The organism is Desertivibrio insolitus (assembly GCF_017355965.1).
GTDB lineage: Bacteria > Actinomycetota > Actinomycetes > Actinomycetales > Microbacteriaceae > JAFIQW01.
This window is the reverse complement of the sequence record NZ_JAFIQW010000002.1, coordinates 309316-330303: the sequence shown is the minus strand read 5'-3', so window position 1 is coordinate 330303 and position 20988 is coordinate 309316. Positions and strand designations below refer to the sequence as shown.

At 64.6% G+C, this 20988-nt stretch carries 8 protein-coding genes; 2 read left to right on the top strand and 6 right to left on the bottom strand.

Annotated features, from left to right (window positions below):
- Window positions 1–14 precede the first annotated feature (14 nt).
- A complete protein-coding gene (locus JUB10_RS05510) occupies window positions 15–923 on the bottom strand; it encodes an ARPP-1 family domain-containing protein (protein WP_207454665.1) in 909 nt (302 codons plus the stop codon).
- A gap of 86 nt (window positions 924–1009) precedes the next feature.
- Between JUB10_RS05510 and JUB10_RS05505 the strand changes: the two genes are divergently transcribed.
- Together JUB10_RS05505 and JUB10_RS05500 are read left to right on the top strand one after the other, a co-directional pair.
- A complete protein-coding gene (locus JUB10_RS05505) occupies window positions 1010–1645 on the top strand; it encodes an NUDIX hydrolase (RefSeq protein ID WP_207454664.1) in 636 nt (211 codons plus the stop codon).
- Between the two features lie 97 nt (window positions 1646–1742).
- Entirely contained in the window at window positions 1743–2765 is a 1023-nt protein-coding gene (locus JUB10_RS05500; RefSeq protein ID WP_207454663.1) for an SDR family oxidoreductase, read from the top strand.
- Between the two features lie 5 nt (window positions 2766–2770).
- Here the strand turns inward: JUB10_RS05500 and JUB10_RS05495 are convergent, their stop codons facing one another.
- The 5 genes from JUB10_RS05495 to JUB10_RS05475 form a co-directional block, all read right to left on the bottom strand.
- Complete coding sequence (locus JUB10_RS05495; protein ID WP_207454662.1) at window positions 2771–4999, bottom strand: UvrD-helicase domain-containing protein; 2229 nt, start codon at window positions 4997–4999, stop codon at window positions 2771–2773.
- Window positions 4996–11325 (bottom strand): DEAD/DEAH box helicase, encoded by a 6330-nt coding sequence (locus JUB10_RS05490; RefSeq protein WP_207454661.1) that lies wholly within the window; start codon window positions 11323–11325, stop codon window positions 4996–4998. Before JUB10_RS05490 ends, JUB10_RS05495 begins: the two co-directional genes overlap by 4 nt.
- Window positions 11322–15962 carry a class I SAM-dependent DNA methyltransferase gene (locus tag JUB10_RS05485; RefSeq protein ID WP_207454660.1) on the bottom strand — a complete coding sequence of 1547 codons (4641 nt, stop codon included), beginning with the start codon at window positions 15960–15962 and terminating at the stop codon, window positions 11322–11324. Before JUB10_RS05485 ends, JUB10_RS05490 begins: the two co-directional genes overlap by 4 nt.
- Window positions 15949–18822, bottom strand: a complete 2874-nt coding sequence (locus tag JUB10_RS05480; RefSeq protein ID WP_307859105.1) for a helicase-related protein — start codon at window positions 18820–18822, stop codon at window positions 15949–15951. The genes JUB10_RS05485 and JUB10_RS05480 overlap by 14 nt, the downstream gene beginning before the upstream one ends.
- 166 nt (window positions 18823–18988) lie before the next feature.
- On the bottom strand, window positions 18989–20848 hold the full coding sequence (locus tag JUB10_RS05475) for a DUF262 domain-containing protein (RefSeq protein ID WP_207454658.1): 1860 nt from the start codon (window positions 20846–20848) through the stop codon (window positions 18989–18991).
- Window positions 20849–20988 lie beyond the last annotated feature (140 nt).

The window sequence follows — 20988 nt, the reverse complement described above, 5'->3', positions numbered from 1 at the left end:
TCGTATGTCGTCACTCAGTCCTGCGCCAGCAGCGGATGCGCCTCGTTGAACACCGCGAGGTGCAGCACCGCGTCGACTTCCGCGAACATGCGTCCGACGGCGTCCTCAAACGAGCTCTGCTCGGGTGAGGCGAGCGCCAGTCCGGACAGGGTCAGCTGCTCGTGTCGCGACGCTAGCCGCTGTGCGGCGCCGTCCGCGTCGCCTCGTTCGAGGGGCAGAGCTCCAAGCTTGCGGATGAAGCGGCGCGCGTCAGCCGACGTCGTGCGGGTCGCCGAAGCAAGCCGCGCGTCGAGCCTCGCGGCGTCGACGACACCCTGCCATCTGCTCGCGAGCGCCTTCGAGCTGCCGAACAGCTCGGCGCCGACGATCGCGCCTCCGATGCCGATCACGACGCCCCGCTGACCCTCGATGAGGCGAAGGGCGGATCCCTGCGCGCGGTCGAGGTGCTCGACCATCGACGAGGTCCGGGTACTGCCCAGCTCCCGTTCGTAGCGGCCCACCCGACGCCACACCTCGCCTTGCCGGTCATCGGATCGCCGGCTCACGCTGCCGTGGCGCACCCGCAGCGCCGCCTTGCGGCCGCGCGCCGAGTGTCCGGAGTCGCCGCCCCAGCGACCCTTCTCGACGCACACCACGTCTACGCGACGTCGCTCCCCGCCCGCGATCACGGCGCTCTGGGCGAGCATGCGGTTCTGCCATCCACCCTCGAGCAGGTCGCCCTCGAGCACGACGACGGGGCGGGGGGCAGAGTTGGAGACCGTCAGGTGCCCTACCGAGGGCCCGTTCTCCTGTTCGTCGACCTGCAGCCGACCGGCGTTCCAGCTCACTCCGGCAACGGCCGGCCCGTCGATCCAGACCGGGAAGAGGGACAGGGCGCCTTCGTGCATGCCATGTCCGACATGCAGGGTATTCGTCGTGGTCATCATTGGCTCCTGATTAGCTCGCATATGCTCTAATCCCGACAGTAGGGGCTACCACCGACTTTGCGCAAGAGTGCGATAATCGACTCGTGTACCGCGACTCATCAGGCAAGACGCTCGAGGACTATCCGCGCCCCTCGGTCGCGGTGGACACTGCCGTGCTGACCGTGCCGCCCGACGAGGCACTGTCAGTCCTGCTTGTGCACAACAAGGAGGGGTGGCGGCTTCCCGGCACGTTCCTGCACGAGAACGAGCGTCTCGCCGACGCGGTGCTGCGTTCGCTGCGCCAGAAGGCGGGCGTCACGGGTCTCGCGCCTCGCCAGCTGAAGGTGTTCGACGAGCCCGGCCGCGACGACCGCGGCTGGGTGCTGTCGGTGGCCCACGTCGACGCGGTTCCCGCGTCGAGACTCGACCTGACGGAGTCGGACGCACGACTGGTGCCCGTCGACGCCGACGAGCTGCGAGGCCTCCCCTACGGACACGGCGAGATCATCGAAGCCGCCGTCGCCGCGCTCCGCGCCTCCTACGAGGAGCACCCGGACCCGGCGCGCCTGTTGCAGCGGCCGTTCACCCTGCGTGAACTGCGCAAGCTCCACGAGGCGGTCGCCGGTCAACCGCTAGCCCGGGATACGTTCCGCCGGCTCATGGAACCCCAACTCAGCGCAACGGGTCAGATGAGCACCGGCCGGGTCGGCAAGCCGGCCAGGCTCTTCTGGCACGAGTAGGTCAGCCGCCCCTCGAGGTCGGGCGGCACCTGAGAGACCGTTCCGCGTTTCCCGCCAGCCCTACGGATGACACCGCCGCCGGTCATAGCGTCGAAGAATGAAGCTCAAGAACGCCACTGTCGTGATCACGGGAGCCTCCAGCGGAATCGGGCGGGCCACGGCCCTACGCTTCGCGAAGGAGGGGGCCAACCTGGTACTCGCCGCGCGCAGCGAGGACGCTCTGGAAGAGGTCGCCCAGCAGTGCCGTAGGCACAGGGTGCAGGCTTTGGCCGTTCCGACGGATGTTACCGACATGAACGCCGTCGACGAGCTCGCACTCGCCGCGGTGGAGGAGTTCGGCGGGATCGACGTCTGGGTGAACGATGCCGCGGTCTCCGTGTTCTCCCCGTTCCTGGACATGCCCCTCGACGACTTCCGCCGCGTGCTGACCGTCGACGTCATGGGCTACGTTCACGGCGCCCGAGCCGCGCTGCCGATCATGCAGAAGCAGGGCAAACCGGGCAAGGGTCACGGCGTGCTGATCAACGTGTCATCCGTGTCCGGAGTGGTTCCGCAGCCGTACGTTGCGCCCTACTCGATGGCGAAGGCGGCGGTGCGTGCTCTCGGCACGAGCCTGCGGTCGGAACTGATGCTGCAGAAGTCGAAGATCGAAGTCGTCTCGATCCTGCCCGCGGCGATCGACACCCGCTTCTTCCAGCACTCCGGCAACTACACCGGTCGACAGGTGAAGGCCATGCCTCCGGTGTATCCCCCGGAGCTGGTAGCGAAGGCGATCCTCAAGGCGGCGGCAAAACCGAAGCACGAGGTCGTGGTCGGCGCCATCGCGAAGAGCATGGTGAAGCAGCACAAGGTGTCGCCAACGAGCGTCGAGGCGTCGATGGCCGTCCAGACCGCCACAGGGCATCTGTCGCTCGAAAAGAGCGCCCCGAACGGGACCGGGATCCTCTATGCGCCGATCACCTCGGTCGAGGAGGCGAGCATCACCGGCGGCTGGAAGGGCAAGAAGCGGACGGGACGACGGGTTGCGCTCGCCCTCGCAACAGGCTCGGCCGCGTTCGTCGCATTGAACCGGACGTTCAGCTTGGGTCGGGGGAAGCGAGCGCCGAGCGGCAACCGCTAAAGCTTTTAGGCTCCTGTTTCTACCGAACTCAGCAACCTGCTCGGTTCGCCGGTCCAGGTGATCGAGAGCACGTCCCGGGCGCGAGTCGCTCCCACATACAGGAGAGAGCGCTCACGGAGCTCAGCGTCTCCTTCGGCCCCGTGAGCCACCGCCGACTTCATCACGGCCGGATTCGGGATGTTGTCCGCTCCAGCCCCAACAATGCAGACGCGCGAGAACTCGACACCTTTAGCCCGATGCAGAGTCATCACGGCGACGTTCGAGCCGCCCCGCTCTACCCGGTCCACAGCGGACGCTGGAACGCCTCGCTCCGATAACGCGCGGGCAACGGTGTCCCTGAGCCCTTGCGTACGAACGAGCACTGCGAGCGACCCCTTGGGGTCGTCGTCTATCCAACCCTTGATGAGATTGGCCACGTAATCCAACTCTTCAATGAGGCTCGTGAAGCCTCGGCGCTCCGGGTGCGGCCCAATGCGTGACGACCGGTAACCCGCGGTCGACTCCGCCTCGGACTCAAGGTCCTCGTAGTCTCCGCCCTTGAGCACAGCCACCGCGTAGCCAAGATTTTGCGCCGTCGTTCGATAGTTGAGCGTCAATCGTTGGGACCGACCGACGACCCGGATACCCCACCGGGAGAGGACCGTTCGGGCACCATAGATCCGCTGATGCGAATCCTCGGCTATGAACAGATCGTTGACGCCTTCCGGGGCCAAGGAGCGAAGAAGACGCCACTTTGCGGGCACTAGATCCTGCCCCTCGTCGACGAGGACATGGTCAGCCGGTCGCGGCACGCCCGCCGCATCAAAAACTTGCGCTGCCACGGCCGCAATCTCGTCGAAGTCCGCGGTGCCTTCCATGCGGTGAAGCGCCCGATAGGCGGCGATTACCTTCCAAATCTGATCGCGCTTGCTACGGTCTAGAGCGACGTGACGACCCGGGCGACGTACCGTGAAGTATCGTTCCCGGGTCGAGATTGTGTTTGGCAAGACGATCGATTCGTACTCCTCAGCCAGGAACGTCGGCGACGCAATCTCCGCCGGCAGCCCGCTCACTCCGCTCGCGGCGAGTGCAGAAGACCAGCGATCGGAGGCGGCATCCACGCCCTTGATTAGACGCGGCTCGCCAAAGATGGCCTCAGTCGCGGCTGGCACGGCTTCGGGGCGCAGCTTCAGGGCGGCACTGGCGAGAGCATCAATCCCATTGACGTAGATGCCCGGCTGACCCAGTGCCGTCGCCAGCGGGATTTGCTCGTCCAGCGCCCGGAGATCTCGCTTGATGTTCTCAGCGAGATTGACGGTATACGTCGTCAAGATGATGCGCGCTTGAGGGTTCTGCCTCGCAAGCCGAGCAGCGCGATGGAGCAGCACAACCGTCTTACCGGTGCCAGCCCCACCCGAGAGACGAAATGGGCCGTTGAAATTGCGCTCTACGTACCGCCGCTGCTCCGGGTGAAGGAAGATTCGCCAATTCGCGAAACTGCCCTCCTCAATCACTCGACGCAATTCGTCGTTGTCATGGACAAAGGCGAAGGTCATCTGTGACGCGGGATGACGCATCGCATCGATGAGCGTCTGATCGCTCTTCCGATCCGGAGTCGCCCGTGGGGCAACATCGAGGGCAGCGACAACCTCGTCAATAGCCGTTCCGGCCGCAATGTCGAGTAGTGCCATTCCTTGCCAGTCTGGCGCTAGACCCGCGACCTCTAGGAGCGCATCCTCGGTCAGGGCGGCGAACGCGCGCTCGGCAATCCCGGATTCCATACCAAGACGGTCAACTAGATCACGGGGGCTAATGCCAATAGCTCGCAGGAGCGATACCTCGGTCTCCGCCTCCTCGCGTCGTGACCTCGAGCGGGAGGGCGAAGGCAACGGAGCTGCGCTGAACAGGTCTTCTGACGTCGGCAACGGCTCGGCGATGAGCTCCGCCACACCATTGATCGGGTTCACCTGCAAACGCCTGGAGCAAGCAATCTCGATCGCTCGGTCGTGTGGCCAAGTGCCCACATACACGTAGGTCGGCTCGCCTGCCTGCCCTTCAAGCCGGAACAGAACAGCCCGGAAGTTGTCGTCCACGCGGCCCGTGCGGGCACGGGGATCCGTCGGATTCTTCATCGGCTCAATGTGCAGCCCCGGCAGCTCGTCGCTCTGCGCGAGCTTCTCCATGAAGGCCCAAACCTTCTTCTTGATGGCGCCATCAACCGAGTTGGTCGCTTTCGTCATGATGATGTTCGTCATCGTGCTCCCTCCACTAGACCGAGCGCGGCGAGAATGTGCTTCGCGTGCGCGGGAACGACGGTCCAACCGGCGATTCTGAGCTGCTCAACTTCGAACGGGTCAAGCCGTAGTTCCACCGCGAGCTGCCGCTCAGGCCAGGCAATCGCGAGCGGTATGCCATCGCCAATCTCCTCTCCCAGCTCGGGAAGATGCGGCACATTAAGCGCGGCAAGCTCGGAAAGCAGTTCGCGCTCCAGGTCGCCCACAGCCATTTTGATCAGGGCATCCCAATCCGACGACACGACAGGAGCGGTTTCAGACAGCGAATCCACGCCTGCCTGGCTGTGGGTCAGCGCACCGACGACAAGCGGCGCCTGCCGGAGGAACATGAGGTTGGAGAGCGTCAGCCACCTGCGCCAGTCGTTAGCGAACCCATCGCCGAGAAGTGCTTCGCTTCGATCGTCGAGAACCAGCGCCGCGTCGGTGGACAGGACGCCGTTCGGGGCCGTGAGCAGGGCAAGGAATCGAAGTCGGTCGCCCACCGACGATGAGACCCCGTGTGCCGCTCCCGCCTGCACGGCCGCTGACGTCAATTGAGCGACTGCGATAGTGGCCGCAGACACGCCGGCCGGGAGCGCTGCAGGCGCACTGCCTGCGCAGATCAACGGCAGGCTGTCTCCGAACTTGCGCCAGGCGTCGACATCCGGCTGTTGCAACCACCGGAGGAGCATGGTCATCGGTCCGCCGCGGGCGGCGTCGATGACTCCTGGTGCGAGAGAGGTGTTGAGAGAAAGCGCGTTCTGCACCGCCGCTTGGCTGTACCACCAAGGTGTCCCCGGCTGGCCCGACTCGTCGTCGAGGTCCTTCCAGGTGACGGCGATCACTCCGTAGCCCTGGGAGCGAAGTATCGCCCGCTTTTGCGCATCGTCGGCGATCCGGTTGTGGGTTAAGGAGGCGTGATACGCGAGCCCGTCCGTGTATATCGCGATTCGCGGGATGGTCGTGTCCGTCGAACGGAGCACAAAATCAGGAACGGTAGCGCCCAGGTGAACCTGCGGTTCAAGACTCCAGACGCGGGCGTCGCCGGGAAGCGTGATCGTCAGCATGTTGCCGTGCGGCGTCGGCTTTTCCTTGACGGTCGCACCGATCGCCTTCAGCCGCTTCGCGAACTGTGCCCGGAATCGTGCTTCAATGGCCGGCTCAGAGGTGTCCGGGACCGTCGGCACCTCCGCGAGAATCCATCCGTGTTCACCCTGCGCAACATCCGGCACGTCATCCTCACCGGCGGCCAGGATCCGTCGCAGATGTACCTCGGCTGTCTCGCGGGCCACAGTTCCGGTATCCCACGGCGGGGCGAACGGGAGCAGGCAGCGATGGCACGCCAGCCGCTCCTCGTCGGCGCAGGCGCAATCCCGCACCGTCCGCCACGCGGCATGCAAAAGTGACCACACCCGGGCCGGGTCGGCCAGATCTGCGAGGTAACCGGTTCCGCCGGGCACGACGTCGTGGAGCAGCAGGGCGTCCGCGACTTCGCCGTCGTCCCCGACCGGCTCCGTGATCCGCGCGATCTCGATGTGGTCCGGAGCGCCACCCATGAGTTCACGGAGCCCCAGAAGGAGCGCGGCCGACAGACTCGGAACGGCGAACTTGTCGTACTTCAACGTGGAGGGCAACCGCACCAACACGCCCTGCGTGTGCAGCTGGCGCATGAGCGCAACGGTGCGGGTGTGCTCCTCGTGAGAGCTCCGACGCGGACACCACGGTCGGTGCTCCTCGCGGCTGTTCGACCTGCTCGAGTCGTCCAGCTTGCCGCAGGTGTCACAGACTCGGAACAGCGGAGCCATGAGGTCGCGGCCGGCGAGCGGTCGGGAGGTCGCCTGCTTACTTGCCGGCCCCAGGTTCACCCATCGGAGGTCAACGTCGGGCAGGTGGCGCATGCCGAAGTCGTAGCCTTCGATGAACCATTGCGATTTGACCTTGTGCGGGTCGATGTCCGCGGCGGTGAGCACGGTGTATCGGGTGCGCTCACGTTCGTCTCGGGAATCACTGATGAGGGCGTCGTCACGTCGCACTTGCGCGGACACACTCGTCATCTGCACGGTGTCGATCCGCTGTTTGACGTCCCCGATGGCCTTCGCCTTGCATCGCGGACATTCACTCAGCGCGGGTTGCCCCGGAAGCTCCGCCCGCGCATACCCACAAGCAGGGCAGTATGACCAGGGTGTCGGCACCGTCGAGTCCTGGCCCAGGTCGATCGCATCGATATTGACGACGAAGCCGCGGGAGTAGAAGGTCGCGCCGGGCGCGAACTCGGTGAGCGCGCTGGCGGAGCCGCGCTGGTAGCTCATGCTGTCCGACTCCCAGCTCTGGGTGTCCGGGTCGAACCAGCTGAGCGCCACATCCAGCGTGACGGAGTCGTCGAGCAGTGTGTAGTTGGGGAAGATGCCGTACTCCTCGAGCACGCTGATCCAGTACTCGCCCTTGAGGCGGCCGAGCTGGCCATCGGTCATCTTCAGCGTCGCGCGTGCCACCCGTTCGGCGCGCTTGTCCTCGTCGGTGGCCGCCGGCGACTGAGCTTTGGCCTCGAGTGTCGGAATGGTCTGCAGGAGAGCAGCCTTGCGGAAACTGAGCTCGTCGATCGTCGCGCGCCACCGTCCGGCGGCCTCGGCGAGGAAGCGCTCGAGCTGGGTCGCGTCGCCGTTCCTGGAGATCCACTCGCGCAGCCGTCGGTCGACATCTGGCGCCACGGCGTCGAAAGTTGCCAGGAATCGGTTGAGCATCTCTTCGGTGGCACGGGCGGCGATTTCGCCGAGGTAGCTTCCCGGACTCGTCGACCCGAGCGCCGCCTGAGCGGTGGTCGGGTGATCGAATGCCGCATCCCGCCCGATGTCGTCTGCGACAAACGCCACGAATTGACGCCGCAAAATTTCCTCGGCCGAGAGGTATGTCGCGGGCGGGCGAACGCTGCCGTTGATGACGGAGAGCGGGTCGCCGATCCGCGGCAGTTGCTCGCCGCGGCCGGTGACGTACGTGATGCTCAGCGAGTTGCCGGTGAGGCGGCCGGCACGTCCGATGCGCTGCACATACGAGGCGACCGTCTTGGGGAGCGAAGCAAGGAACACGGCCGAGAGGTCACCGATGTCGATGCCCATCTCGAGTGTTGGCGTTGCTACGAGCACATTGGGGGCGTCGGGGTTGTCAGCGCTCTGCTTGAACGCCGTCTCGTACTCCAGGCGAGTCTTCGACTCGAGCAGACTTGTGTGTTCACGGGCGACAACCCGACGCATGTCCGTGGACGAGTAGAGACTCCGATAGAAGTTCTCTTCCCCACGTCGGCGAACCAGCTGGCCTGGGCAGCGCTGAACGGTGCATGGGCCCTCTGCAAGCTGGTCGATGACCGTCGCACTGCCGGGGACCAGCGCTTCGCACACGTTGCATCGAAGCAGCACCCGCTCACCGTCGAGATCGTTCTCGCTCACAGCGTCGATCACGATCTGATCGCTGCGGAGGAAGTAGACATCCGCGCTGGACGTCGTCTTGACCGACCCGATCACGTCACGGCGCTCAAGCTCGGCGAGCAGCATGCGAGCCAGCTTCGCCCCTTCCCCCGGCGTCACGCCGGGAAGGCACTTCGACGTCCACAGCGCGTACCAGCTCTGCGACGAGGTGACGGTGTCCAGGTTGTCGGACTTCGCCCCGGTCGTCTTGGGACCGACTCGCGGGAAGGCCGGCGCCGGGCGCCCGGAAGGGAATGCCGGGACGCCGATGGCTCGGTTCCGGCCAACCCAAATGCGATAGCGGTTGCCGTCTTCCTTGACATACGAGTCGAGCCACGGGTGCTGAATCGCGCCCTGTTCCCGCATCCGCTCCAGCACGCCCCGAACCCAACGAATCCGCGCTGAGGCGTCAGGGATGGAGGTTTCCGCTCCGGGGAGCACGTCCGACTGGTCGTATGCCTCCCAGACCGCCTGCCCGATTGCGCCGAGCGCGGTTGCCGACCCGGCATCCACCTCGGCGGTGACACTTCCGGTCAGCTCGAGGGTGCGACCGACCCGGGACTGCAGGCCGAACTCCAGCAGGGTGTCGAAGAGCAACCGGGCGCGGACCGCGGCAGCGGCCCTCCGCGCGCTGCTGCCGGTGCTGCCAGGCGACCAGTACTCGCGGAACAATTCGTTGGCGTTGAGGTCGGGCGGGACGAGTCGATACCGGGCGAACGAGTCGCCGCCCGCTTGCCGGATAGCCGAGTCGACGAGCTGGTCGAGGTTCATCGCCCCATCGCCGAGTGCGTTTCGAAGGACCGCGCGGAGCGTAAGCGCATGTGACCGGGACTGGACGAAGCCAGCCCGATGCGCGGCGTCCTGGACGCTGTCGGTGAAGACGAGCGCCTTCTTTTCTTGTGGGTCGAGGTTGGGGTCACCGAACAGCGTCGACAAGGTCACTGACAGCAGCGTCGCGATGGCGCTGCCGAGGAAGCGGATGCCGTCGGGCTTCTGGCACGACGGACAGAGATCGCTCTTCGAGTGCTCCCCCGCGTCCGGCCCGACATGGGTGAGGACGGGCAGGACGTAGCCTGCGTCGAAATCGCGGTCACCGCCGCGTGGGATGTTCGCGGTGAGTTGCCGGTTCCGGGTGTGGAGCCAGAGGAGCCCGTCGATCCGCCGCCCGGCACGATCGAAATACAGGTAGTCGGCTTCCTTCGGCGCGAAGATCAGCGGGCGGAAGCGGTCGTCCCCCAGGAGGTGGCGACGGCGGATGTCGGTGTCGTCGGAGTCGAGATCCGTGCCGGTGGCGCCGAGCACGACGCCCCAGCCGGAACGGCCGCAGTGCCGGCAGTAGATGGCGGGGAACGACTCGTGGGCCCCCGCATCGGACGCGTCGAGCGCTTCGTGACCCAGCACGACGCCGTCGTCCGACCAGCGGAACTGCGGTGTCGCGGCGGCCGCGCGGTCGATGCGCGTCAGCTCCCGTACCCAGAGGTGCACGTCGACGCTGACAGCCTCGCGACCACAGGCCGCGCGCAGGTGGCTCAGCATCGAGAGCAGATTGAGGACACCCTCGACGCGGTCTTCCTGCGGAGCTGCGCCGGCCGGCTGATCCTTGAATACGAGATCCGCGAGGTCGCTCAGCGGTTGCGCTGCGGCGGTGCACTCGACGAACCGCAACACAACGGGATGCCGCCGAGCCCGACCAAGCAGCTCCGCAGAAGTCGCGGCGCTGACGTCCTCGGCCGTCAGGGCGCTGAGAACCGCAACGGCGATCGCACGTCCGTCCGGAGAATCGCCCAGCTCTCGCACCTTCGCGTTCATCTCGGCGAGTGTGCCTGGGTGGAACGCGGCACCCGCTTCCGTGGACTCCTGCGCCCACTCATCCAATGAGAGCCGCGACTCGGTGACGACACTGTCAGCGTCGAAGGCGTCGCCGAAGACGGTTCGCGCGAAGTTCACCATCGCGGTCGGGTCGCCGCCGTCGCCAAGGGTCGCGGAGGTCGCAACCGGCGTTACCATCCCGAGAGGGCGCGAACGATCCTCGTCCGTGACGGGACTGGCGTCGGTCCAGTACGACTTCAGCGTCGCACCGAGCCGGCGCAACAGCATCGCCACGTCGGTGCCCTGCGCGCCGTCGTAGGTGTGGAATTCGTCCAGCACGATGTACTGGAGACTCGTGGCCGAGTCGGCCCACAGTTTCGCATCCTGGTGACGCAGCAGCAGCTGGTCGAGCATCTTGTAGTTGGTGAGCAGGATGTCCGGTGCGCTCTGTCGGATCACCGTCCGGTCTGTGATGAGGCCTTTCACCGAGACACGAGTTCGCTTCTCGATCTGCTCACCGGTGTACAGCGCGGCGGTCACCGCCGAGAGGCGTGAATCCTTGGTCAGCAGTTCGGTGAGACGCTTCGCCTGGTCGTTCGCCAAAGCGTTCATCGGATAGAGGATGAGTGCCTTGACCCCGCCGACGTTCTCGCGCTTCGCGCGGAGCACGTGGTCGATGATCGGGATGAGAAATGCTTCTGTCTTACCGGACCCTGTCCCAGTGGTTACCAGGGTTGGCATCGGTCGCGAATTGACGGAGGGCGTCGAGCTCAACCGCAAGAACGAAGCGGCTTGATGGCCATAGGGAACGAAACTGTCCGGCATCCAATCGAGGGTGCGATCCCAACCGCGGTCGGCTGGGCGAAAAGGCAGGCGCGTCCTGATAAATGGACCACGGAAGAGTCCTTCTCCATCGCGTTCAAGGAATCGCTCGAGCTCCCTCTGTGCGTCTTGGTCTGCAAGCGCAAAGGTCGTCGTTAAGTAGTCGATGAGCGACTCTCGGATGCGTTGAGTGAGCTCGGATGGCAGCAGTTCGCTCATGACCGCTCCTGCATAACCCGCTCAAACCATGCGTAAGCCTGACGCATGTCCGACTCACGGTCCAGCGTTCGAAACGGAGCTTCATATACGTACTCGAACCCGTCCTCGTTGCAGTGCGGATACGAACCTCCTCGGACATCGCGCTTCTCGGTACGCATCTGAGCTAGAACACTCGTGGGCACCAAACGGCCCCGGCGGTCGAAGTAATCGCGAACTCGGTCATACTTCCGAAGAATTGCGAATTGAGTTGCGTACAAGTTACAGAGGTCGTCGATTGACACGTCGAACATCAGAGCGACGAGGCAGTCAATCTCGACTTGCGCTTGTCGCCGATCACTTGCGATCCGGAGTGCGGAGGCAGGTGTCCACTCGCGCTCCACGGCGCCCACAGTTCGGCGGCCGGGATAGTCCAATCCGCCAGTCCATTGGAGCTCCGCCATACGGGGCCGCCAGGCCGCAGCCCAGAGGTCAGCGTATTCGGACGTCACGCAATTGAGACGAAGCACACGTAGAACCAGCTCGTCATCCAGCGGGTGCGAGACCACGAGGGGAAGTCGAGCGATCGTCCCCGATCTAATGGTCGACTTCGGGACTACCCGGACGAGAAAATCACTGAGCATGGACGACAGCTGGCCAGCCGCACTCGCCAGCAGCGTCGCGGGGACATCGCCTCCCATGGAGTAGATGCCGTCAACGTGACCATGTTTAGGCGGAATCAACGCAGGCATCAGCGCCCGCTCGGTTTGTTTGGCGACCATGTTCCGCCAAGCGATGCGGTAGAAGTCCAACGCGCTTCGGCCGCTGAATTTGTCGTAGGCGGCCCGATAGTCCTCCATCGGAATACGAGGTTTGAACGAGGTCACAGGCAGTTCCGTCGGCCCGAGTCGCTCCAAGTCGACGTTCACCCAGTCTCCCTTGCTCTTAAGGGTTTCGCGAGGGTACTTGAATCGGGGGTTCATTCCGCGAATGTGCACGCCTTGCAGGATCACATCGTCCGCAGACTCGGGCCGTCCCCAATCCACATCGAAGCGCCCGCGCCTCTTGTCGTCTCGCTCATGCCAACCAGGCGAGAATTCGAAGTTGCTCGCCTTGAAGCGGGGCAACGTGCTCATCCTCGCCAGCAACCGGCCGAAGACGGCATTCGGTAGGAAAACCATGGGCGTCTCCATGTGGGGAGCGGTGCTCTCGAGCAGGTCGCTCCACGCACGGAGAACATCTGGCGTAATCGTGAGGATTCGCTGCGCATGTGAGCGAAGATCCCAACGATTGTCATCATCCCGCTCGCCCGGTACCGGTCCGTCGCCATTGTGAACCAATGAACCAGCAATAGTTTCCGGCCGAAGGGCGGACGCACTCAGAAAGCTGACCGCCTGCCCCTTACTCCCGTACACATTGACGGCGTACTGGCGTGTCCCACCGATCTCGAACAGGCGTAGGGCGTTCTCGAAGTGCCAATGTCGTCGGAGGCGTTGGTAAGCGTGCGACCTAAGCACGCCCGTCTTAATGTCCGTCAAATGCGAATCGGGGTGTATCAAAGCCACGACACCCTGTGGCGCCATCAGCGACCATGTCCTGGACATGAAAACCCTGTACAGGTCAGTCTGTCCCGAGAGCTCGGGAAAGTTTGACCGGTCTGACATCCAGCTGCTTGTTGCGGCTGTCGCTCCCGTCGATTCCAGCAGCAACGCCCGCACACCGGAATCAGAAAGCGCCTTGTCTTGATGCTCCTTCAGCTCAACCTCAGTACGCTTCCCCGCCAGCTTCCACCATGGGTCCGCCTCAGCCATCAGTAGCTCGGTGTCGGCTTTCGGCCTGACCCACGGCGGGTTCCCAACCTGGAGGTCAAACCCTCCTCGCCTGAAAACGGGGGCGAACTCGACTTCCCAGTGGAAGAAACCGTGCTCCCCAGCCACTCGATCGCAGACTCGAAGCCACGGGTGCATGGTGAGCACGTCTTCGACACTCGTTGCACCCGCGAAGCCGAGATCGAGCCGCTCCTCGTCTTCCAGTGCGGTCCAGTCCGACCCCAGACCAATCATCGTCTGCCCTTGAGCCGCCGCCCGGGCCTTCACCTCGCGATGACGCCCGAGCAGCCGCTGACACGCATCAATCCAATCCTCGAGTGTGGGCGGCGCCACACCATCGGTGGTCGCGCGAGAAAGCGGCCAGAACCACAGTGCGTTCCACGCGTCCATCACTCGACGGAGGCGGCGGTAGGCCCCATCCTCGTCAGCGAGGGACGCCTCGATCTGCTCACGCGTCACGATGCCGGCTTCATCTGCCTCCCGGCCCCAGAGGGGTATCGCGCGCCGAATCTCCCGGTCCGCGATCGCGAGTCGCCGTCGGCTAAGGTCCCACAGCGCCTCAACTCGATGCGCCAGTTCCTGGAGCGCTTCGACTTGCTTCTTCGATTGCCTTGCCGTGATGGACCGGCGCCACGCCTTGAGCGCGGCGACGTCGTCCGGCGCCAGCGTCTTGCCTTCCTTTGCCTCGACTGCCGATCCCCATCCCAAGGCGGGAAGAAGGAAGTGATGGATGGCGCCGTTGATGCCAGCTTCACTGGAGAGCGGGACTTCGCGTGGGGTTGCCGTCAGCCACGACTTGCTGGCCACCTGGTCCCTCGAGTACACGGCTCGTCGAGCACCGACGAGCGAGTTTCCGCGACGTAGGTGAAGGCCGAACCACGGGGCATGCAGGCCCGGTGCCATCGTGTCGAGCCAGAGCGAGATCTCCGCGAGCTCGACGGCCGTCGCATTGAGGTCCACTCCGTAGACCTGGTGCAAGGCGATGTACGCCTTCACCCGCTGCAGCTGGCGCGGGTACTCCTCCGGATCGACTCGCTCGCCGAGCTCTTCCTGCCGCCGGGCGAGGTACTGCTCAGCGAGCTGCCGCGCCGCTTCGATGGCGAAGGCGCCGGAGCCGAGCGCCGGCTCGCAGACGGTCAGTTGGAGGATCTCCTCGGCGCTGGTCCGCTTGCCGTCCTGGTCGAGGAGTTCCTCGAGCGCCTGAGAGACGGTGAACCGAGTGAGGACCTCGGGGGTGTAATAGGACGCCGACTGCTGCCGTTCGCGGCCAGCGAGGCGGAATACGAACTCGCCGCTGTCATAGCGGACAGGAACCTTCGCTCCGGTGATCTCATCCTCGCGGAGCACGAAGTGTGGCTGGATCCACTGCTCCTCGCCATCCGCCGTGGCGTCGACACGCGAAACCGGAACCACCCACGAGCCTTTGCTCGAATCACCGTTCGGGGCGACCTCATACAGCGGCTCGGTGGCGAAGAACCCCGTGTACGACATGAGGCCCTCGTACACCGCACCCAGCTGGTTGATGCCGAGCTCCGCGTACGAGATGAAGCCTCGTTGCTTCCCGGACTGGGCGCGGCTCAACAGCAGCCGGTCGAGCACTTGCTGCATCGCGGCGTTGCCGAGCCCGACCTCGTCGATGAGGGCGGTCGCTTCGGGCTTGAAGAGGTCGGCGCGCAGGGCGTTGAAGGTCAAACCATCCGATTCGGATGCATCACCGGATGTGGGCGAGTGCCCCTTGTCGACGAGGCGGAACAGCACCGCCAAGGACTCATAGAAGTGCGTGCCCGCCTTCGCGCGCGGGGTCTCGATCTTGACCTGCACGAGCTCGCGGAGTCGGTCGAGTGAGTAGCCACGTTCGTAGTCGGCGGCGTTGACCGGTAGCACCTCGAGCTCGGGCGACGCCTCAGCGAAGAGAAGGAACAGGATCCGGTACAGGAACCGAAGGGACTGAATCGCCAGCGGTTGCGCTTGCTCGGCCGGCAGCGGCTCGAGCCCGCGTGCTGCGCGCCGGTTGACGACCTCGTTGGCGATGACCTCAATCGAGTGGCGGATGCCTTCACGGAGGTCCTGCGAGACACCGACAGTGTGTTTCACTGAGTCGTCGAGAGTCTGATCCCACCAGACGGTCCCGTCCGCCTCGGGAACGAACGACTCGGAGTGGATGGCGGCAACGATGGAGTCGACCTCTCCCCCGCGCTTCGTCTCGTTTCGATCGAGCACCAGTTGCAGGTCGACGGCCAGGTACCGCCCTTCCGCCCAGCGGGTTCGCTCGGCCACAAGCGCCCAACGACCGGCGAAGACCAGTGCGTACGCCGGCGCATCCGGGTCGGCGAAAACGGCGGACAGCGCGCGAGCGGGAGCCTGTGCGATCTCCTTGCCATCCTCATCCACCCACGCTTCGGCCAGTCGGCCGGTCTCCTTGCTGAGCAGGTCTTCGATGCTGTCGACCGGAGCTGCGCGCACGAGCGCGACGACATCCTTCTCGATGTCCGTAGCCTGCACGCGGGTGATGGGACCGTCGCGGTGACAGCTGCGGCCGGCGTCCCGGAATCCGAGAGCCGCCTCAAGGAGGTCGGCGGCCTCCGCAGCTGCCGCCCTCCGTGCTTCTTCTGTGGAGTTCTCGTCCGAGGCGCGGATGAGCAGGGCGGTGAGGTCGCCTCGGACCGCCGAGAAGCGGGTGAGTGGGCTCTCCGCGTTCGACTCCTTGCGCCCCTCCCAGTCCTTGCGCCTTTCGATGACGCGCGCCAGGAAGGACTGCTTGGTCGCGTCGGAGGTGAAGTACGCCTCGCTGATCCAGTCCTCGCCGACGAGGAATGCGTCACTGAGCGGCATATGCCGGAACCCCCTGAGGAACGACGACGAGCAGCGGCGTGACGAGCGCGCGCCGAGCGGGGCGCAGTTGCTCGAGCAGCTCCCGTTCCCGGTCGACAGTCGAGCGCCGTTGCCGAACCTGCGCTGTCTGGACGAGGGCGCCGGCGTCGTGCTCCCACGCCTCAACCCGGCGGGCCCAGCTGTCAACCCGCTCATCGGTTGCAGTGAGCGCGGACTCCATGGTCCTCAGCATCCATTGCTCGACCGCGTCGACCGCCGGCGCGATCAGCTCCGAGTACCCGCTCTCATCCGGCACCGGCCCCGGATTGAACGAACCAGGCTGCACGCCGGCACTCGCCAACATCTCCGCGGCGCTTCCGTACGGTGTCTGGGGATGGAAACCACTAGGGCCGGCGGGAAAGTCGACGGCGACGTGGGCGGCGGTGACCGTTTGTCCGCGCTGATTGGTCAGTGTGCCGAGCAGGAGCACCCGGGGCGCATCGACCGCACCGCGGACGACGAAGACGCGGTTGCGGTCCAGCGCCGACAGTGCGCGATCCGCGGCCCAGTCGAGAACCGGGTGCAGCGGGCCGAGGAAGTGCGCCTCCGGCCACGTCGACCCCTGAGTCAGCGCGGCTGACAGGATCTGCTGCGCGCGCTCGACGTTCGTTGCGAGGGTCAGCTTCTCCACCACCCGACGATCGGCGAGGTATGACTGTGGCAGGACCTCGAGGCGCTGCCGAAGATCGGCCGGAGGTGCAAGTTCGACCACCTGATCGTTCGGAAACTCGCGCCAGTCGACACCGCCGGACCGGGCGGGCGATCCGGGAGTGATGAAGGCTTCCTCCAGTGCCTCGCGCAGGAACTCGACGTCGTTGCCGAAGAGGCCCGTGCCGACTTCGGCCTGCTTCGGCCGGTCCGGTGCTGGAGCGTTCGACAGCTGCCCCAACGACGCGAGAAACGCGGCAACCGGGTCATCGTTGAGTGCGCTGGTTACTTCGGGAACGACCTCGTCGAACGAGACCTTCCCGGCGAGCGCTTGACGAATCTTCTCCTCCTCGCGAGCCACGTCGTACTCGCCCATGAGGGCCGCGGAGTCACCCAGCGCAAGTCGCGCTTGCTCCTCCTTGTCGAGGAGGCGGCTGAGCACCCTGAGGTCCCCGCTGAACCGCTCGCTCGATGGGTCGAGAAGAAGTGTGGTGATCTGCGGGCGGTGCTTCTGCCCGTAACGGTCGATGCGGCCGTTGCGCTGCTCGATGCGGATTAGGCTCCACGGGATGTCGTAGTGCACCAGGTGGTGGCACTGCTTGTGGAGGTTGACGCCCTCGGACGCAACGTCACCGGTGACGAGGATGCGGACCGGTGCGGACTCGAGCTTGAACCGCTCAATGACCTGCATCTGCTGCTCGTCGGTGAGGCCACCGTGCAAGATGTCGACCGCCGCCGTCGGCATCTTGAGCTCCTCGGGCAGCGCCTTCGCGAGCCAGTTGAGGGTCGGAAGACGCTCGGCGAAGATCACGACCCGCGTGTCCGATCCCTTGCCCACACCGATCGACTTGAGGTGCGTCGCGAGCGCCGCGAACTTGCCGGCACGGGTGCCGAGTGCAGCCGCTGCCAGGTGGGCGAGGCGTTCGAGGGCGTCCCGCTCCCGTGCCGCTTCCGGGCCGGCGTTCAACTTGATTCGGGAGAGCCGCTCCTTGACGGTTTCAGCGAGCGCCTCGGGCGATGAGAGGAACGCCTTGGCGAGCGTCCAGGGGAAGAGGGCTGAGTTTGCCCCGGAGTATGGCGACGATGTGGTGGGGTGCAGCCAGACCTCGTCCAGCTCTCGCGCGATCGCGTCTTCCTCGGGCGATGGCGGGACGAGGAGATGCTGCGGTGGCATCCGCTCGGCCCAGTCGGCTCCGACAACAGCCTTGACGTCGGGACTCTGGCGGTGACGCCGGATGACCAGGCGGCGCACCTCTTCCTCGATGAGAGACCCGTCGGGTCGCACCGCTGTCGGTTCAAGCAGACGGACCAGCTCGGCGAACGACTCCGGCTTTCCGTTGTGCGGGGTCGCCGACGCGAGGATGAGCGCCTCGGTGTTCGGAGCGAGCACCCGGGCGAGGGCGTTGTTCTGCGTGTTGGTGTTGGTGAGGTTGTGCGACTCGTCGATGACGACCGCATCCCACTTCTGCGTGCGCAGGTGCGCGAGGTACCGCTCGCTCTTGAGCGTGTCGACGGAGATGATGACGCGCTTGTAATAGGTGAACGGGTTCCGGGTCGCCGGCAGCAGCTGGCGGATCCGCTGGATGCCAAGCGAGTCGAGGCGCACAAACGGCAGCGCGAAGCGGGTCCACATCTCCTGCTGCATCTGCTCGAGCACGTGCTTCGGGGTGACGATAAGGATGCGGTCGCCACGTCCGCGTCGCACTAGCTCGGCGAGGATCATGCCGATTTCGAGGGTCTTGCCGAGCCCAACGGCGTCGGCGAGCAGGATGCGGGGGCGCAGATTCTCTGGGCTGAGCGCCTGGCGGACGGCCGCCTGCTGATATCCGAGCGGGTTGGCGAGCATCCGGGTACTCACGGTGGGTTCCGAGTGGCTGAGCGGCAGTGCCGACTTGCGGAGGGTGGACTCGACCCATAGGCGAGCGCGCCGGTATCCCGACGAGTCGTCTGCAACGACCTTCGCCTCTCGAGGGTCAAGTACCTCGATGCCGTCGCCCTCGATGCTCGGGTAGAAGCTCGCCGTGGTGTCGCGGACAAGCTCGCTCAGGCCGTAGACGTGCAGCAGGGGGCCGTCGTCCGTTTCGTCGACGGAGGTGACGAGCCATTCCTCGTCACGCACCACGACGACGGATCCGGGCGCCACGTTCAGGGCGCGGCGGTCCTCATCAATCACGGCAGTCACTCAAGTACCCCCAGCGGCCCCTGGTTCTGGTGGAGCCGTATTCGGACGATGATAGGGAAGTTTTCGATGTCCGAGGGACAACTTAGAGCGGCTCGGCGGGGCGAACGACCCCCAGAAGGAGGACCCGCGAGAGCCTTTATTCTCACAACGCAGGGGATCAACCGTCTTCCTCGGCGACCGCCATCAGGTCGTCGGGGTTCCACACTTTCTTAGCGATCGCGCGGTAAAGCTCACCGCGTTCCACCACGTCAGCTGCCTTGAAGTCGACGAAAGGCTTGAACGGAAGGCCGGTGGACTGCGCGAAAGCGACGAAGCCGGGGTTCTTCTCATATGCCTGGGGGTCGAGGCTTGCGGCGAGGAGGTTCTGACTGAAGTAACGCGGTCGCTTCTGTGAATAGGGATCGTCGTTGTAGCTGGCATTGAATTGCTTGGGCAGCAGAAGAAGGTCCCCGATGCGGTTCCGGTGGCGAGCAAAGTCGGATTCATGACTGAACTCGTCGGTATGACGCTCGAAGTGGTTGGCCCAGATGTGTTCGACCTCGTACTTCACCTTCGCGCCGTTGGTCAGCTCGACATAGTTGGAAGCTTGCCCCGAAGCGACGGTGATGTAATCAGTGATCCGGGCGAGCATTTTGTGCAATGGCCTACGGTTCTGTTGGTGCACGTAGAGGTCGTCGTTGCTGTCGAAGGTCTCCGTGACGTTCGTTAGGTACTTGTGCAGCGCCTCCGCTAGATCCTCGACGCTAAGGCTCCGTATGTCTCGCATCACCGTGAACATCGCGTACTGCATCGTCGAATAGTCCGTCGCGCGGAAATTCCATATGCGCCAGGCGAGCAAGATATCCACGAATCGGCCGACTAGCTCAAGCTTGCGATCGATGGTCGTCGAGCTGTCCCCCACCTGCAACGGAGCAAGCAGCAACTGATCCTGCAGCGTGAAGCGGTGATCCGCGTTGTAACGAACGAACCTCAAGGGACTGGCCACGTCGAGAGCTCGTTGCGAGGCGACGAGGATGCGCTCGTACTGCCGGCTATAGAACTCCAGGTCGACCGCGATGAAGTCGTAATACCTCTGGCGGTTCGTGAGGCCGACGCGCTCGTAATTCGCTCGGAGCCAGCGGTGAAATTCCGTGCCGATCCGGTCCCAGTCTTCCGGTCGGGCGTCCCTCTTTCGCTCACGAATCTTGTCCGCATACTGACTTCGAAGCCAGGTCTTCAGGAAGTCGGAGCTCGCGTCCTCCGCCTTGTCGTCGAGTTCACGCAGGCGCTTCCGCCAGAGCTCATTCGCCTTCGTGCGCGGCATCCCGTCTTGGATGTTGGCGAGCAAGTATCCCTTGAGCATGTCGGCTGGGGTCAGCTTGAGCCCGCGGTCATTCATCGTTTCGAAGATTGCGTAGGCATCATCGTCGGCATAGGCGGTGATCTGCACCAGCTGAACGCGGTCCTTGAGCCAGTCGATGAAGTAAGGCAACGCGGCGTCACGCAGTTCATCTGGGAAGAGCCCGTCGAGCTCCTCATACCGCGCCACAAGCGTGTGCACCGATTCAGGGTCCGCAGAAGTCGGCTCATAACCTCCGCGATCGAAGATCGCCCTCATGCAGTCGACGCGGTCGGCGACGTCAAGGTTGAAGGATTTCTTCCCGAATTTCTCGGAGAAGATCAACGAGTCGACATCGACCCTGTCACTTCTGTCTTGCTGCAGGCGACGAAGAAACGTAAGCAGCAGAGTCAGACTTGTGAGCCGCTGTTGACCATCGACAATGAATGGTTCGCCTCCCTTTTGGGATACGATGATCGACCCGAGGTAGTAACCCGGATACTTCGCGACGTCTTCTCGCTCGTGGTCGGGCTCGTACAGGTCGAGGAACTTGGTGGTTAGGTCGGCAACGAGCTCGGCAATCTGCTTCGACTCCCACTTGTACTCGCGCTGGTAATAGTCGATGGAGTACTTCTGATTCGCCAGCACGGCGGCAACCGTCTTTGCGACGCCCTCGATGCTCCGATCTACGTCACTCATACCACACCTCTCGGATTTGATACGTCACTTGTCCCCTCGCACGCTCGCATATCGATCACGCCGCCGCGGTATCCGGCATTCCCGATTCGTTGACCGCGCCGAACCCTTCTTCGCGTCCGCCGACCCCGCGACAAGAAGCA

Bases quoted from the DNA above. Each gene is read 5' to 3' on its own strand.
- JUB10_RS05510 (WP_207454665.1), bottom strand. From the start codon at position 923: ATGACCACGACGAATACCCTGCATGTCGGACATGGCATGCACGAAGGC.
- JUB10_RS05500 (WP_207454663.1), top strand. From the start codon at position 1,743: ATGAAGCTCAAGAACGCCACTGTCGTGATCACGGGAGCCTCCAGCGGA.
- JUB10_RS05495 (WP_207454662.1), bottom strand. From the start codon at position 4,999: ATGACGAACATCATCATGACGAAAGCGACCAACTCGGTTGATGGCGCC.
- JUB10_RS05490 (WP_207454661.1), bottom strand. From the start codon at position 11,325: ATGAGCGAACTGCTGCCATCCGAGCTCACTCAACGCATCCGAGAGTCG.
- JUB10_RS05485 (WP_207454660.1), bottom strand. From the start codon at position 15,962: ATGCCGCTCAGTGACGCATTCCTCGTCGGCGAGGACTGGATCAGCGAG.
- JUB10_RS05475 (WP_207454658.1), bottom strand. From the start codon at position 20,848: ATGAGTGACGTAGATCGGAGCATCGAGGGCGTCGCAAAGACGGTTGCC.